This is a genomic window from Flavobacterium sp. DSR2-3-3 (genome assembly GCF_049896585.1).
GTDB lineage: Bacteria > Bacteroidota > Bacteroidia > Flavobacteriales > Flavobacteriaceae > Flavobacterium.
Genome location: NZ_JAFCUP010000004.1, coordinates 186932 through 202958, shown reverse-complemented (window position 1 = coordinate 202958; position 16027 = coordinate 186932). Strand labels below are relative to the sequence as shown.

At 35.2% G+C, this 16027-nt stretch carries 12 protein-coding genes and 1 tRNA gene; 5 read left to right on the top strand and 8 right to left on the bottom strand.

All coding sequences use genetic code 11. The features are described from left to right. Positions 1 to 164 precede the first annotated feature (164 nt). Together ACP7AQ_RS07335 and ACP7AQ_RS07330 are read left to right on the top strand one after the other, a co-directional pair. The gene (locus ACP7AQ_RS07335) at positions 165 to 305 is read left to right on the top strand and encodes a hypothetical protein (protein ID WP_426094985.1); all 141 of its coding nucleotides are present in this window, start codon (positions 165 to 167) and stop codon (positions 303 to 305) included. A 65-nt stretch (positions 306 to 370) separates the two neighbouring features. Then, positions 371 to 850: a hypothetical protein gene (locus ACP7AQ_RS07330; protein WP_426064235.1), complete on the top strand. Its 480-nt coding sequence runs from the start codon at positions 371 to 373 to the stop codon at positions 848 to 850. A 129-nt stretch (positions 851 to 979) separates the two neighbouring features. Here the strand turns inward: ACP7AQ_RS07330 and ACP7AQ_RS07325 are convergent, their stop codons facing one another. The 6 genes from ACP7AQ_RS07325 to ACP7AQ_RS07300 form a co-directional block, all read right to left on the bottom strand. After that, the gene (locus ACP7AQ_RS07325; RefSeq protein WP_426094984.1) at positions 980 to 2338 is read right to left on the bottom strand and encodes an NAD-dependent succinate-semialdehyde dehydrogenase; all 1359 of its coding nucleotides are present in this window, start codon (positions 2336 to 2338) and stop codon (positions 980 to 982) included. A 144-nt stretch (positions 2339 to 2482) separates the two neighbouring features. Further along, on the bottom strand, positions 2483 to 4594 hold the full coding sequence (locus ACP7AQ_RS07320) for an ATP-binding protein (protein WP_426094983.1): 2112 nt from the start codon (positions 4592 to 4594) through the stop codon (positions 2483 to 2485). 428 nt (positions 4595 to 5022) lie between these two features. After that, positions 5023 to 6564, bottom strand: coding sequence for an acyl-CoA carboxylase subunit beta (locus ACP7AQ_RS07315; protein ID WP_426094982.1), 1542 nt, complete (start codon positions 6562 to 6564; stop codon positions 5023 to 5025). 128 nt (positions 6565 to 6692) lie between these two features. After that, positions 6693 to 8132, bottom strand: a complete 1440-nt coding sequence (gene accC / locus ACP7AQ_RS07310) for an acetyl-CoA carboxylase biotin carboxylase subunit (RefSeq protein WP_426094981.1) — start codon at positions 8130 to 8132, stop codon at positions 6693 to 6695. A 91-nt stretch (positions 8133 to 8223) separates the two neighbouring features. Continuing rightward, positions 8224 to 8709, bottom strand: coding sequence for an acetyl-CoA carboxylase biotin carboxyl carrier protein subunit (locus ACP7AQ_RS07305; RefSeq protein WP_426094980.1), 486 nt, complete (start codon positions 8707 to 8709; stop codon positions 8224 to 8226). Between the two features lie 101 nt (positions 8710 to 8810). Next, positions 8811 to 11003: a B12-binding domain-containing radical SAM protein gene (locus ACP7AQ_RS07300; RefSeq protein WP_426094979.1), complete on the bottom strand. Its 2193-nt coding sequence runs from the start codon at positions 11001 to 11003 to the stop codon at positions 8811 to 8813. A gap of 142 nt (positions 11004 to 11145) precedes the next feature. Between ACP7AQ_RS07300 and bshC the strand changes: the two genes are divergently transcribed. Together bshC and ACP7AQ_RS07290 are read left to right on the top strand one after the other, a co-directional pair. Further along, positions 11146 to 12735 (top strand): bacillithiol biosynthesis cysteine-adding enzyme BshC, encoded by a 1590-nt coding sequence (gene bshC / locus ACP7AQ_RS07295; RefSeq protein WP_426094978.1) that lies wholly within the window; start codon positions 11146 to 11148, stop codon positions 12733 to 12735. A gap of 88 nt (positions 12736 to 12823) precedes the next feature. After that, positions 12824 to 13243, top strand: coding sequence for a nucleoside-diphosphate kinase (locus ACP7AQ_RS07290; protein ID WP_426064244.1), 420 nt, complete (start codon positions 12824 to 12826; stop codon positions 13241 to 13243). A 454-nt stretch (positions 13244 to 13697) separates the two neighbouring features. Here ACP7AQ_RS07290 and trxB read toward each other — a convergent pair whose 3' ends face one another. Next, on the bottom strand, positions 13698 to 14645 hold the full coding sequence (gene trxB, locus ACP7AQ_RS07285; protein WP_426094977.1) for a thioredoxin-disulfide reductase: 948 nt from the start codon (positions 14643 to 14645) through the stop codon (positions 13698 to 13700). Between the two features lie 132 nt (positions 14646 to 14777). Continuing rightward, positions 14778 to 14852: transfer RNA gene (locus ACP7AQ_RS07280), tRNA-Pro, on the bottom strand. Between the two features lie 403 nt (positions 14853 to 15255). Here ACP7AQ_RS07280 and ACP7AQ_RS07275 point away from each other — a divergent pair. Beyond that, positions 15256 to 16023, top strand: coding sequence for a ParA family protein (locus ACP7AQ_RS07275; protein ID WP_426064246.1), 768 nt, complete (start codon positions 15256 to 15258; stop codon positions 16021 to 16023). The last annotated feature ends 4 nt before the right edge of the window (positions 16024 to 16027 follow it).

Below are 16027 nucleotides of genomic sequence, written 5' to 3'. Positions count from 1 at the left end.
TGCTGAGCAAAATCTTTGTAGTGCTGTTATTTGTCAGTTTCACCTTTGTTTGGTAAAGTGATCAATTTGCTACTTTATCCAATGAAAAAAAATATGATTTTTACGAGCAATCCGAAAAGAACACAGAAAAAAATAATTTGGAAAACAAAACTAAAACTTTTTTTATGGCAATAATTGAAAATTTCAATAGCTTAGATTACAGCCCATTCAAAAAAAAGAACATCAATTCTTCCTACTTGTTTAAAGCAAAAGAAAATGCTTTAAAAAATGTGACATCTCCACCAAAAAACGGATATTCGTTTTAGTTTTGCTAAAAAAATAAAATTAGGTTCCAAAAAAGCTTCAATAAATCTACCTACATCCCAAAAAAATGAGAAATATTTACACAATACTCACGCTATTAATAACAATGTCATTAGTAGCACAAACACATGAAATCACCACACATAACGGAAAAAAAATGGAGGTGAATTTCATTAAAATAGCAAATAATTTATTGTACTACACCACCGCACAAAGTCAAGAAGAAAAGAGCATTAGTCAATATGCAATTTCTAAATTGCACGAAAAATCAAAAACAGAGACGAAAACCATATCCGAAAAAATAGCGCTTTCAGGAAAAGCTGACTACACGAAAATAATCGTATTGAAACCGTCTCAAACCGAAGGCTTGAAAGAATCCGGCATTGTCACTAGTTTTTTAGGAAAAACAAAGGGAGAAACCAATCAATCTTTTTTGGATGCAGCAAAAAAAAGATTGAAACAAAATGCAGCGCTCAAAGGATCTCCATTTATTGTAATTGTTTCCGATAAACCAAAAAATTTGAAAGCGGTAATGTACACGTATTGATGATACAGCGAATGCGAATGCTGTAAGTTTTTAACAAAAAAGAAAAAATCGAGAGTAGATTTGCGTCTGCAAGTTCTAATCTCGATTTTCATATATTTAGCACGCTACTGTTTTACCCAATAGTCTCAGCTATTGGATAATCACTGATTTCATGTTCATGAATTCTTTTATTCCTATAGTTCCCAATTCTCTTCCATAACCGGATTTTTTTATTCCTCCAAAAGGAATTCTGGAATCAGAGCGAACAAGAGAATTTACAAAAACATTGCCTGCCTCTATTTTTCTGGCCAACTGTAAACCTTGCTCACGATCTTCAGTCCATAGTGAAGCAGCCAAACCATATCTGTGATTATTGGCAATCGCTATAGCATCATTCTCATCTTTAGCTCTAATAATTGTTGCCAATGGCCCAAAAGTTTCTTCCTGAAACGCTATATTATTTGAATCCACAAAATCAATTAGCGTGGGTTGAAAATTGCAATCATCCCGCTCCCCGCCCACTATTAATTTAGCACCTTGATGTAATGATTTTTCCAGTTGATCCGCTAATTTATCGGCTATATCCAAGCGGGCCAGAGGTCCCATTTGTATTCCTTGCTGTAATGGATTTCCCTGCTGAATTGATTGTATTTTTTGTGCAAACAGTGCGGCGAATTCATCCGCTACTTTTTCGGTAACTATAAATCGTTTGGCACAGATACAAGCCTGACCAGCGTTGAGCATTCTGGATTGTGTTGCAATTGTTACCGCTTTTTCGATATTAGCATCATTCAAAATGATAAAAGCATCAGAACCACCCAATTCCATTACCGCCTTTTTGATGTGCTTTCCAGCCAACGAAGCCACGGAAGAGCCTGCCATTTCACTTCCAGTTAATGTAACGCCGCAAACAATATCAGCAGCAATTACAAGCTCGACTTGAGGAATGTCAATCATAATTTGTTGAAATACACCTTCGGGAAAACCAGCTTCTAAGAATGCGTTTTCAATAGCTTTAGCGCAGCCTGTAACATTTGGAGCATGTTTTAGAAGTGTAACATTCCCCGCCATAATTGCGGGAGCAGCGTAACGTAATACTTGCCAAAACGGGTAATTCCACGGCATAATGGCAAACACGGCGCCCAATGGATCATAAACCGACATCGATTTAAAAGGGGTATCGTAAATTTCCTCTTTTAGCATTTGCTCCGCGTGTTCTGAATAAAAGTCACAATTTTCCGCTGATTTTTCTACTTCGGCAATACTTTCAGATAAAATCTTACCCATTTCATTTGTAATTAGCATTCCTAATTTCTCCTTATTTACGCGGAGAATCTGAGCTAATTTTTGCATCTTGTCTGCTCTTTCCTGAAAAGAAGTAGTTTTCCATTTCTGGAAAGCGGTTTCAGAAATATGTAGTTTTTGATTGAGTTGTGCATTCGTCAAAACTTCATATTCCGCAATCACTTCTTGTGAAAATGGATTTATCGATTTAAATATCATGTTCATTATATTTGAAATTCCTTGTCTGTATGTTTTAAAAAAATTGAAAATCATTTAGGAAGCAGGCAATCCGATTAATTCAAAAACAAAGACAAATAGAATAATAAAAGTAATCAAATAGAAATCTTAAGTGCTGTTTATTATTAAATTTTAAGAATTAATTTCCACAAAAATAGTATCCAATAATTCGAATATTTTTTCTTTGTCCAATGGTTTTGTAATATAGTCCATAAAACCGAATTGCATGATTCGCTCTTTGTCTTCAAAGGATGAATACGCCGTTTGGGCAATAACAGGTAGTTCCGGTTTTAATATTTTGATTTGTTCAAACGCATCGAAACCGTTTAAGACTGGCATTTTTATATCCATGAAAACTAAACTTATATGGGGGTTTTCAGCACAAATATCTACTGCTTCCTGACCATTATTAGCGCGTAAAACGGTATGCTTTTTTGATTCTATAATTTTCTTTAACAGCAAGAAATTAATATTGTCATCTTCCGCGATCAAAATAATCTCATTCTCATAATTTCCAGAAAAAGATATCTTTATTTTTGGGATACTTTCCACAACAGTTTCATCATACTTTAACGGTATTGTAAATGTAAAAACAGATCCAATTCCCATAGTTGATTCTACACTTATTTTTCCGCCCAGCATTTCCACATACGCCTTCGTGATAGACAAACCAAGTCCCAATCCTGTTATTTCGGTAGTTGCATTGTCTTCGATTCTTCTGAATCTGTCAAAGATAACTTTTATATGATCCTTACTAATTCCTAAACCAGAATCTTGAATCGTAAACTCTAAAACATCGTTTTCCTTATCTATGAAATATCCAAAAGAAACAAAGCCTTTTTCTGTAAATTTTACAGCGTTCGTTATTAAATTTCCAATTACCTGTTTCAGTTTTGTCTCATCGGTAACAATATTTTTCTGAATCTTATCGCTACTTTCTACTACATAAAACTCAATATCTTTTTCTTTGGGAATGGTAATTTTGATAGATTTATGCAATTCGGCAATGCATTTTTCTATATTCAACCCTTTATAATTCGGTGTAATTTGCTTTGCATCAATTCTGGACATTTCAATTAAATCCTCAATAATTGACACTAAATTATTTCCGCTGTTTTTGATAATTTTCAAATATTCGAATTTCTCTTTTTCCGTCAGATTAGCATCCGTAAGCAAATCACTGAATCCCATAATGGCATTCATAGGCGTTCTAATCTCATGTGATAAATTAGCTAAAAAAGAAGATTTTAGCGTATCGCTTTCCTCTGCTTTTTGTTTGGAAATTTCTAATTGCTTCCTTTGATTACTATTCTCTTCAAAGAGATTTCCAATGTAACCAAACTCTCCTTTGGATTTTTTTAAACTATATATAGAAGTGACATTTCCGGTTTCCAGAATATTTTTAATCAATTTTAATGGATTATAAACCCATTTTTTAGTGTAAAAAGTAAAAATTAAAATATTAAACAAAGAGGCTACAACAACGATAAAAAGAATTTCTTTCGTTTTGCTATAATTTAAATTAAAAGGCCTTTTAAAAAGTAATTTGCTGACCACATTGTTTTTCCAATCTTTTAAATCCACTGCAACAGTGACAAAATCATCCTCAGCATTAACGACGTGATCCACTGCAACTAAATTAACTTTAGAACTGCTAATATTCCCAAGTGAAGTAAAAAAGGATCTGTCTAAAAGCCTCGCGATAAAAAAATAGCCCGAAGGTTTTGTTTTATTCTTTTTTGGGTCATTTGAAGGATGAATTGTTGCAGCAAAAACCTCAACAATTCCCTCAGGAATTTTTATATAAAACCTTTTCAATTTAGATTTGTAAAGTGAAGTCATCATCGCTTTTGGAATAAAATCAAAGCTTTTAAGCTTAGCAGATGTTGTCTTATTTATTATTTTTTGATTTAAACCATAAATTCCAATATAATCCACTTCGTACGATTCAAATTCGCTTACTACATACTTATTGTACCATTTTTCATCCTTTTTTTTGGTAAAATTGACTAATTCATCCCAAAATGTAACATCAATAATTGTTGCAGTATGCGTTTTAGAGTTCAGCCTGAATAATGATTTTACCTCATTATTATATTGGTCGTAGGTCACTTTATAAAAACGATTCTCTTCCTGAACGGTATAAAGGTACAATGAAGTGTATAGAATAAAAAAGAACACAGTTGCTGATGCAATCAACAACAATAATTTAAAATACGTATTTAGGTTCAATAATCTCTTCATATGACGTAAGAAAATAAAAAAATAACCAAATCATCTTACCTGTAGTTTTGTAAGATATATCACTTTTTTAGCTGGCGCAAGTTAGGCTTTTTTTGTCATAAAAAAAACTCAACAATTTAAACTAACGTACTTTATCATAAACACAATTTGTTTTTAAGTTGCTAAAATCCAAATCTTTATCCAACTTGTGCTCTAATTAAAATTTTATCTCATAGATTCTATTCCAATTTATATCTTCTTATTTTTCAAAAAATTGTTCCCCCTGACACCGGAACCAAATAATAATTATGACGAAATCTGAAATGAATAATTCTTACATCATAAAACATCATTCGGATTCTCCAATTTTTTTTCATAAAAAACCCCAAATAGTATGTAACTTTTTGGGGCAGTTCAAAAATTAATTTTTATTTAATTCTATCTAATAATTACAAAGGTATATTCCCGTGTTTTCGGTTAGGAGTAATGCTTACTTTATTTTCGAGCATGCTAAAGGTCTTTATCAATTTGCGTCTGGTGTCTTCGGGTAAAATTACCTCATCTACAAAACCACGTTGCGCTGCAGTGTACGGATTCGCAAACAAATCAGCGTATTCCGCTTCTTTTTCTAACAGTTTTGCTTCATGATCTTCGGCTTCATTTATTTCTTTCTTGAAGATAATTTCAGATGCCCCTTTAGCTCCCATTACGGCAATTTCAGCTGTTGGCCAAGCAAAATTCATGTCGGCGCCTATGTGTTTCGAGTTCATCACGTCATACGCACCACCGTAAGCTTTACGAGTAATCACGGTAACTCTCGGCACGGTTGCTTCACTTAAAGCGTACAACAATTTTGCACCGTGAACAATAATCCCGTTCCATTCTTGATCGGTTCCAGGCAAAAAGCCCGGTACATCCACCAAAACCAATAACGGAATATTAAAACAATCGCAAAAACGGGTAAATCGAGCCGCCTTTTTCGAACTGTTCACATCAAGACAGCCTGCTAAAACCATCGGTTGGTTTGCTATAATTCCAATGCTTTTTCCTGCCAATCGGGCAAAACCAACCAGAATATTTTCGGCATAATTTTTATGAATTTCAAAAAAAGAATCTTCATCAATAATTCCCCCAATCACCATGTGCATGTCATACGGTTTGTTTGGATTATCGGGAATAATATTCGCTAGTGTAGTACGAACCTCATCGTTCAGGTCGTAAGGTAAATTGTGTGCTTTTTCTTTATTGCTTTGCGGCAAATAGCTCAACAAGCGTTTTAAATCCTCCAGACATTCCACATCATTAGCCGACGTGCAATGCGCCACACCCGATTTACTAGAATGTGTGCTCGCACCACCCAATTCCTCCGAAGTCACGGTTTCATTCGTTACGGTTTTCACAACATTCGGCCCTGTTACAAACATATAACTGGTATCTTCAACCATCATCGTAAAATCAGTCATTGCTGGAGAATATACAGCTCCACCCGCGCAGGGTCCCATAATAGCAGAGATTTGCGGAATCACTCCTGAAGCTTGTACGTTTCGATAAAAAATATCGGCGTAACCACCCAGAGATCGAACACCCTCCTGAATACGAGCGCCACCAGAATCATTAAGTCCAATCATGGGCGCTCCCATTTTGACTGCCATATCCATGACTTTACAGATTTTTTCGGCATGGGTTTCGGATAACGAGCCACCAAAAACCGTGAAATCCTGTGCGAAAATATATACTAATCGTCCGTTTATGGTTCCATATCCCGTAATGACACCATCCCCGTAATACAGTTCTTTTTCCATTCCAAAATCAGATGTTCGGTGTGTAACCAACATACCAATTTCTTCAAAAGAACCCTCATCCATTAAATAATTGACACGTTCTCTTGCAGTAAGTTTTTTATTGGAATGTTGTTTTGCAATTCTGTTTTTACCTCCACCCAAATGAGCTTCAGCAATTTTATCGTTTAATATATTTATTTTGTCTTTCATATTTGTTCTTTTTTAACCGCTGATCCGCTAATTTTTATCTAATTTTCCTTCAAACCATTAAGTTATTAAGAAAACTAAGTGCTGCTTTTTCTAATTAAAATTTAATCTCTTCATTGTGAATAAATATTTTAGATAGGTAAGCGTACGATTTTTTGATCTTCAAAATATTGTTTCAAAGCCACCAAAGCGGCGATTTCAGCTTCTTGTGCCATCTGTTTTTTCAACACATCCGCATTGTAATAGTTTTTTACGAAATGCGTGTCAAATTTCCCGGAACGAAACGCCTCGTGTTCAAAAACAAATTTCCCAAACGGTAAGGTTGTTTGTACACCCTCAACTTTATAAGCTTCAATGGCTTTTAACATAACTTGAATCGCTTCTTCGCGGGTTTCGCCGTATGTAATCAATTTGGCTAACATTGGATCGTAATAAATAGGAATATCCATTCCTTGTTCAAAACCATTATCCACACGAATTCCCTCACCAACGGGCAATTGATACACATCCAAATGACCGACACTTGGCAAGAAATCATTCATAGGATCTTCGGCATACACACGTAACTCCATCGCGTGCCCTTTTATTTTCAAATCTTCTTGTTTGATTGCCAATGCTTCTCCTCTGGCAACTCTGATTTGCAGTTCTACCAAGTCGGTTCCGGTAATCCATTCTGTAACGGGATGTTCCACTTGCAAACGCGTGTTCATCTCCAAGAAGTAGAAATTGTTATTTTCATCCAATAAAAATTCGACGGTTCCCGCTCCTAAATAATCACAGGATTTGGCCACCAAAACAGCTGCTTCACCCATTTTTTTACGCAATTCCGGTGTTAAAACCGAAGAAGGCGCTTCTTCAATTACTTTTTGATGACGACGCTGGATGCTGCATTCTCTTTCGAATAAATACAAAACATTTCCATGACTGTCTGCCATCACCTGAATTTCGATATGTCTTGGCGAGCCCACATATTTTTCGATAAAAACCGAACCGTCTCCAAAGGCAGCAATCGCTTCACTTATGGCGCGATCCATCTGAGATTCGAAATCAGCTTCACTTTCAACTACTCGCATTCCTTTTCCACCTCCTCCGGCCGATGCTTTAATTAAAATTGGAAAACCAATTTCTTTAGCAACCACTTTTGCTTTTTCGACATCCGTAATGGCTTGGTCAAAACCGGGAACCATTGGAATATTGTATTGCTTAACGGCATCCTTAGCCGCTAATTTACTTCCCATTATTTTTATTGCTTTCGATTTTGGACCAATAAAAATGATGTTATTTTTCTCCGCTTCTTCGGCAAAATCAGCATTTTCACTCAAAAATCCGTAACCCGGATGAATGGCGTCCACGTTTAAAGATTTCGCAACCTCTATAATTTTACTTCCTAATAAATAGGATTGACTCGAAGGGGCTTCTCCAATCCAAACGGCTTCATCAGCAAATTTTACGTGCGGTGCATTTCTATCGGCCGTTGAATAAACTGCTACGGTTTTTATGCCCATTTTTTGTGCAGTTTTCATCACCCTGATGGCAATTTCACCTCTATTGGCAACTAATATTTTTTTCATATTTAAATAAGACTAAAAGAATAAAGACCGCTTTGCTGCAAAAGCAAAGAAATATAAATTCTTGGTTCTTTTTATCTAGTAACTTTTATCTCTACTCGAATTCAATTAACAACTGTCCTTTATCCACGGCGTCTCCCATAAGTACCGAAATGCTTTTGATAACTCCATCTCGCGGAGATAGAAAACTATTTTCCATTTTCATGGCACCCAAAATAATCAGGTTGTCGTTCTCTTTTACAGTTTGTCCTACCACCACACTGATTTCTAGAATCAATCCGGGCATTGGTGCTTTGATAAAATTGACTTGTTTGGTAAGTCCCATTTCGAATCCCATTTCCTTAATCAAAATATCCAAAGGATTTGAAATAGCAACGGTGTACGTGTTGTTGTTTACCTTGACGGTATAGTTTTTTTTAAGAAAATCAGAAGTGATGATTTCCGCTTGATAAGGAGTGTTTTCATGTAATACATGGAATTTATTCGTCTCCACGCTCACTGCATCCAGTTGTGAAACACTTTCCTTTTCCAAATCAAAATGAAAAGTGTCGTTTACATTAACTTTATAACCAATACTCATTTGTTTCTATTTTAGAATCGTAAAAATAAGTAAAAGAAAACGTTTTCGTAATCGAAAAATAAAAGTTTTATGCTAATTTAATATAGTTTAATAAAACTAATTTACAAAACTAATAATCCAAACTCTCTAAGGATTTTAATTGGTTTTGAGTACCAAAATAATTCAAAGTCTTCCAGAAGTGATTCAAAATCAGCTTTAACTTCTTGGTAATTATAAATTTTAGCATTAGAAACGGAGATTTTCTGTAACATTTCTACCAACCATTCTCCTTCATTTTTATTAGTTTGAATAGAGAAACTTTCCTTTTTATCATGAAAAGTCAGGGTCATCATTTCCCAAGAATTTCCTTTTTTAGATTTGGTAAAGTGTTCTAAAAATGGCTTCCCGCCCAACCAAACGATTTTTGCTGTAGGTTTAATATTGAATTCATTCTCTTCCTGAAGTGCATCAAAAATAAAATCGGGTGAAATTGTAGTCTTTGGAATTTTAAATTCGAACCAATCCTGCAGTTCATATTCAAAACAGATTCCGTGCATAAAATTAAACAAGGATTTCTTAAGTCCAAAACTGAATTTATCATGGTCAATTCCTGTTGCATCCATATAATTAATATCGTTATTGGCGAAAGTTCCAATGATTTCTGTTTCTTTTACCACACCAAATTTTTCCGGATACAAACCCACGGGACTGTGCGCGGTCATCGCAAATTGATGCCAAAATCCGGATTGCAACACGCCTACTTCAAATAATTGACGCACCATTTCAAGACTGTCAACCGTTTCTTGAATGGTTTGTGTAGGATATCCGTACATTAAATAGGCATGCACCATTACGCCTGCTTCGGTGAAATTTCGGGTAACTTTAGCCACTTGCTCCACCGTTACGCCTTTATCAATCAGTTTTAATAACCTGTCAGAAGCGACTTCGAGTCCGCCAGAGACGGCAATACAACCGGAAGCTTTTAGAAGCAAACACAAATCTTTGGTAAAACTTTTTTCGAATCGAATGTTTGTCCACCACGTCACCGCTAATTTTCTGCGAAGTATTTCTAGTGCCAAAGCGCGCATCAAAGCCGGAGGAGCAGCTTCATCAACAAAATGAAATCCATTCTCACCTGTTTGGTCAATCATTTCCTCCATTCGGTCGCACAATAAATTAGCAGCTACGGGTTCGTAAATTTTGATGTAGTCCAAAGAAATATCACAAAATGTACATTTTCCCCAATAGCACCCGTGTGCCATAGTAAGTTTATTCCAGCGTCCGTCACTCCACATGCGATGCATTGGATTCACAATTTCGATAACCGAAATGTATTTATCCAAAAATAAATCCGAATAATCAGGCGTTCCCACTTGTGATTGTTTGTAATCGTGTTTTAAGGAATTATTTTTATAAACTACTTTTTCTTCTTCCAATAGAAAGGTTCGTTTATAGGAATTGTAATCCGAATTTTCAATATTGGAAATTAATTCTTCAATTGGCATTTCGCCATCATCCAACGTAATAAAATCGAAAAACTCAAACACACGAGCGTCAGAAAGCGACCGCAATTCGGTATTCGGGAAACCGCCACCCATCGAAATTTTAATGTTTGGATAATGCTTTTTTACCCATTGTGCTGAACGAAAAGCCGAATACAAATTTCCTGGAAACGGAACTGAAATCAAGAATAATGTAGGCTGAATGGTTTCTATTTTTTCTTTTAAAATAGAAAGAAGAACGGTATCAATATAAGTTGGTTGCTGTTGCAAAGCTTCATATAATTCGTCAAAAGAATTCGCGCTCCGTCCCAAACGTTCTGCATAACGGCTGAAACCAAAATTAGCATCAACACATTCGACAATAAAATCAGAAATATCTTCGAGATATAAAGTCGCCAAGTGTTTCGCTTTATCCTGCGTTCCCATCGTTCCAAAAGCCCAATCCAATTCTTCCAATTGTGCAAATCGAGACGCTTCCGGCAAGAAATCTTCCTGACAAATTTGAAGCGCCAATGTTGGATTTTTCCCTTGTAAAAAAGCAATCACGGGATCAATCGTCTTTAGATATTCATCTTGTAATGCTTGAATTCTTTGGGAGTTGGATGTTAGATTTTGGTTGTTAGAAGTTGTAAATGCAAACACATTCTCCAAACCTTCTTTAGAAAACAATTTCAAAATCACTTCGATACCCAAATCTGCTTGAACAGACTCAATGTTTTTGGTATTCAGAAACCCTTTAATATATGCGGTTGCCGGATACGGTGTATTCAGTTGGGTAAAAGGCGGCGTGATTAAGAATAATTTGGTTTTCAAAGGGAATAAGTTTGGTGCAAAAATAAAGGTTAAAAATGAATTTTTAGCAATTTAAAAACAGACAATTCCTAAACATATCTTAAACCAAAAAAACCTAACTTTACTTTTTAGTACTTTAGCATCAAATTTAGAAACTCAAAACATGCCCACCGACTGTATCAGCTATCAGAACTCAGGATATTTTTCTGCTTTAATGAATGATTATTTAGAAGAAAAAAGCAATCTTCACTCTTTATACCATCGTTTTCCAACTCTTAAAAACTTTGAAGAACAAATTCAGGAGAAGCAAGCTAATTTTAATGATAAATCAAGAGCTACTTTGGTTTCCGTTTTACAAAAACAATACGCTAAAAGCGAAATGTCGGCTTTAACAAATCAAAATATTGAAGCTTTAAATAATCCAAATACATTCACGGTTACAACTGGTCATCAATTAAATCTTTTCAGCGGACCTTTGTATTTTTTGTATAAAATCATTTCGACTATTAATTTAACAACCGAATTAAAAGCGAAATATCCAACCTATAATTTTGTACCCATTTACTGGATGGCGACCGAGGATCATGATTTTGAAGAAATCAATTATTTCAATTTTAAAGGCAAAAAATTCCGTTGGAACAAAGAAAGTACAGGTCCTGTTGGTCGATTGTCTACTGCAGGTTTAGCTGATTTCCTTGAAGTATATGCGCTGGAATTAGGCTCCAGTACGAATGCAGAAACGATAAAAAAACTATTTACCGATTCGTACCTTGCTCACGATAATTTAGCAGATGCCACGAGATTTTTAGCAAATTCGCTTTTTGGTGCGTATGGGTTAGTCATCTTGGATGCGGATAATCAAGATTTGAAACGCAACTTTGTACCTTATATAAAAGAAGAATTATTACAGCAATCTTCTCACAAATTAGTGTTGGAAACTGCTGAAAAATTAAAAGAGTACACGGTTCAGGTAAACCCGCGAGAAATCAATTTGTTTTATATTGAAGATGACATCAGAGAACGCATCCTATTTGAAAACGATATTTACAAAGTAAACCATACTAAAATAGAGTTTTCTGAAACAGAAATTCTAACCCTTTTAGAAAATCATCCCGAAAAATTCAGTCCAAACGTGATTATGCGTCCATTGTATCAGGAGGTGATTTTGCCAAATTTATGCTATATCGGCGGTGGCGGAGAAATTGCGTATTGGTTAGAATTAAAATCTTTTTTTGAATCCGTAAAAGTAACTTTTCCAATCCTTTTATTGAGAAACTCTGTGCTATTAGCCACTGAAAAACAAGCGATAAAAGCAGACAAATTAGAATTGAATTGGGGAAATTTATTTTCGAAACAGCCCGATTTAGTAAATACTAAAACTACAGTACTATCAGATTTCCCAGTTGATTTAACGCATCTAAAAGCCCAATTGCAAAAACAATTTAGCACGCTTTATGAAGTAGCGAATAAAACAGATGAATCTTTTCTTGGAGCTGTAAAAGCGCAGGAATCAAAACAAATCAAAGGATTAGAAAATCTGGAGAAACGTTTGCTAAAAGCACAAAAAAGAAAGTTAAGCGATATTTTACAACGAATTACCGACTTGCAAAACGGGTTATTCCCGAACCAAAGTCTACAGGAACGACAAACTAATTTCTCTGAATTTTATTTGGAATATGGTGAAAATCTGATTCCAACATTGATTAAACAACTCAAACCATTGGATAATACATTTGATATTATTGTACTTTAATCAGATTACGCTCATTTGAATGCCGTATTTGTAAAAATAATCAATAAAAAAATACTAATTTTGCACAAAATTAAAAAAAAATTAAAAGATGGCTACTAATAGAACATTTACAATGATTAAGCCTGATGCTGTTGCTAACGGACACATCGGAAACATACTTGCAATGATTACAACTGCAGGTTTCAAAATCGTTTCTTTGAAATTAACACAATTAACTGTTGCTGATGCTCAGGCTTTTTACGAAGTACACGCTGCAAGACCATTTTACGGCGAATTAGTTGAATTCATGTCAAGAGGACCAATTGTTGCTGCAATTTTAGAAAAAGAGAATGCAGTTGAAGATTTCAGAACTTTAATTGGTGCTACAAATCCAGCTGAAGCTGCTGAAGGAACTATCCGTAAAGCATACGCAACTTCTATCGGAGAAAATGCAGTTCACGGTTCTGATAGCGATGAAAATGCAGCTATTGAAGGTGCGTTCCATTTTGCTGGAAGAGAGCAGTTCTAGTATACAGTTTTCTTTCGCATATTAAACTGAAAATAAAAATACAAAAAATCCCATTTCAAAATTGAAACGGGATTTTTTTTTACACAAATGTCCCGTCCTGAAATAGCGATACACAAAAAACCATCATTATGGAAGCAAATATAAATTATGTGAAGCGAAAAGAGATTATAGTATATCTTTATTTATGCCTTAGTCTGATTGGGTTTTTCCATTAATATGTTCCCTTCAAACAAAATAAAGGAACAAAATTAAATCAAATTTAAATAATGGGAAAAAATAAATCGGAACAGAATTACTTCTGTTCCGATTTAGCTGTTTTAAATTGTAAATCAAGTCAACCTTTTGAAAGATAACTCTGTTAAAAATTATCAGGACGACATATCTTCCAACAAATCTATTATCTATGAGTCTATTATCTTTTATCTTTTATCTCAAATAAACTTCTAAATTAATCTTATTCTTTGGCAGCCAAATACCTTTCGGCATCAAGAGCAGCCATACAACCAGTTCCGGCCGCAGTTATCGCCTGACGATACACATGATCAGCAGCATCTCCCGCTACGAAAACGCCTTCAACATTTGTTTTGGAAGTTCCAGGAGTATTGATAATATACCCTGTTTCGTCCAATGTGATAAAATCTTTAAAAATATCTGTGTTGGGTTTGTGACCAATAGCTACGAAGAAGCCGGTGACAGGAATATCAAAAACTTCATTAGTATTTTTGTTTAAAGCCTTTACCCCAATAACTACCTGCTCATCTCCTAATACTTCAACAGTATCGTGGTTCATTAATATGGTAATATTCTCTGTTTTCCGAACGCGTTCTTCCATGATTTTAGAAGCTCTAAATTTTTCGCTACGCACTAACATGGTTACTTTTTTACAAAGTTTGGACAAATAGTGTGCTTCTTCACAAGCTGAATCTCCTGCGCCTACGATTACTACTTCTTGATTTCTATAGAAAAAACCGTCGCAAACTGCACATGCCGAAACTCCACCACCCATTTTTAAATAGTGCTGTTCTGATGGCATTCCCAAATATTTAGCTGTTGCTCCTGTAGAAATAATTACGGTTTCGCAATGCAATTCTATCGTATCATTGATCCAGACTCTATGGATCTCACCTGAAAAATCAACTTTAGTAGCCCAACCATCACGTACTTCAGTTCCAAAACGTTGTGCTTGTGCCTGCAACCCCACCATCATTTCTGGACCAGTTATCCCTTCAGGATTTCCAGGCCAATTTTCTACTTCGTTGGTTGTTGTCAGCTGACCTCCTGGCTGCATTCCTTGGTATAAAACAGGATTCATATTTGCTCTGGCTGCATAAATAGCTGCAGTATAACCTGCTGGACCAGAACCTATAATAAGACATTTAATTTTTTCGATTGTATCAGACATAGTAAGTGTGAATTATAATTTTTTAACAATGCAAAAATAAGTCATAATTGCTTTATTACAGAACCTGAAGCATCAGTTTTTATTATTCTGCAATAAAAAAATCCCTTCTGTTAATACAGAAAGGATCTTTAGTCGGGGTGGCAGGATTCGAACCTGCGGCCTCCTGCTCCCAAAGCAGGCGCGATAACCGAGCTACGCTACACCCCGAAAGCGGTGGCAAATATAGCACTATTTTCGGCTTCTGCAAAACTATTTCGGAAATAAGAAATAAATTTAATTTACTGAGAAAACGGTATAAAAACAAAACTACAGATCATATTTAAATGTCAAGTCCCATATCCCAGATGGACGTGAAAAGCTTCCCAAAATACTCCTTTTTTTTTGACACAAAAGAGCAACTGAATCACGGCTACAGAAAAAAAGAAGTAGTTCCAGTCCCGAACTAAAGGGATTTCAACGTACCGCTAAAATAGCTTCAGAAAATCTATTCGGTTCTAAAAATGGGAATGTGTCAAAAGACAAGGAATCAAGCTTTAACAAATGTTAACAAAATAGATTTTTAGAAACCATAAATAATTGTATTTTTACGGTTCAAAATTTAGAAAAATAAATGGGCAAAATCATCGCGATTGCTAATCAAAAAGGAGGAGTTGGAAAGACTACAACATCAGTTAATCTTGCTGCTTCATTGGGAGTTTTAGAAAAGAAAGTATTACTTATTGATGCTGATCCACAGGCAAATGCGTCATCAGGATTAGGAATTGATGTTGAATCTGTTGAAATAGGAACGTACCAAATTCTAGAGCATAGTCATACGCCAAAAGAGGCCATCATAAAATGTTCTGCCATAAATGTAGACGTGATTCCATCACATATCGATCTAGTCGCCATTGAAATCGAATTAGTCGACAAAGAAAACAGGGAATATATGCTTAAAAAAGCATTGGAAAGTGTCAAAGACGATTACGATTATATCATTATTGATTGTGCGCCATCGCTGGGATTACTAACCCTTAATGCTTTGACCGCTGCTGATTCCGTGATTATTCCTATTCAATGTGAGTATTTTGCATTGGAAGGTCTAGGAAAATTGCTGAATACCATAAAAAGTATCCAAAAAATTCACAATCCGGATTTAGATATCGAAGGATTGTTATTGACGATGTTTGACTCCCGTTTGCGTTTGTCAAACCAAGTAGTTGAAGAGGTTCAGAAACATTTTAACGACATGGTTTTTGAGACAATCATTCAGAGAAATGTAAAATTGAGTGAAGCACCAAGTTTTGGCGAAAGCATCATAAACTACGACGCTACAAGTAAAGGCGCAACCAATTACCTGCATCTGGCTCAAGAAGTTATAAAGAAAAACAGTAAATAGTTTT

Bases quoted from the DNA above. Each gene is read 5' to 3' on its own strand.
- ACP7AQ_RS07335 (WP_426094985.1), top strand. From the start codon at position 165: ATGGCAATAATTGAAAATTTCAATAGCTTAGATTACAGCCCATTCAAA.
- ACP7AQ_RS07330 (WP_426064235.1), top strand. From the start codon at position 371: ATGAGAAATATTTACACAATACTCACGCTATTAATAACAATGTCATTA.
- ACP7AQ_RS07325 (WP_426094984.1), bottom strand. From the start codon at position 2,338: ATGAACATGATATTTAAATCGATAAATCCATTTTCACAAGAAGTGATT.
- ACP7AQ_RS07320 (WP_426094983.1), bottom strand. From the start codon at position 4,594: ATGAAGAGATTATTGAACCTAAATACGTATTTTAAATTATTGTTGTTG.
- ACP7AQ_RS07315 (WP_426094982.1), bottom strand. From the start codon at position 6,564: ATGAAAGACAAAATAAATATATTAAACGATAAAATTGCTGAAGCTCAT.
- accC (WP_426094981.1), bottom strand. From the start codon at position 8,132: ATGAAAAAAATATTAGTTGCCAATAGAGGTGAAATTGCCATCAGGGTG.
- ACP7AQ_RS07305 (WP_426094980.1), bottom strand. From the start codon at position 8,709: ATGAGTATTGGTTATAAAGTTAATGTAAACGACACTTTTCATTTTGAT.
- bshC (WP_426094978.1), top strand. From the start codon at position 11,146: ATGCCCACCGACTGTATCAGCTATCAGAACTCAGGATATTTTTCTGCT.
- ACP7AQ_RS07290 (WP_426064244.1), top strand. From the start codon at position 12,824: ATGGCTACTAATAGAACATTTACAATGATTAAGCCTGATGCTGTTGCT.
- trxB (WP_426094977.1), bottom strand. From the start codon at position 14,645: ATGTCTGATACAATCGAAAAAATTAAATGTCTTATTATAGGTTCTGGT.
- ACP7AQ_RS07275 (WP_426064246.1), top strand. From the start codon at position 15,256: ATGGGCAAAATCATCGCGATTGCTAATCAAAAAGGAGGAGTTGGAAAG.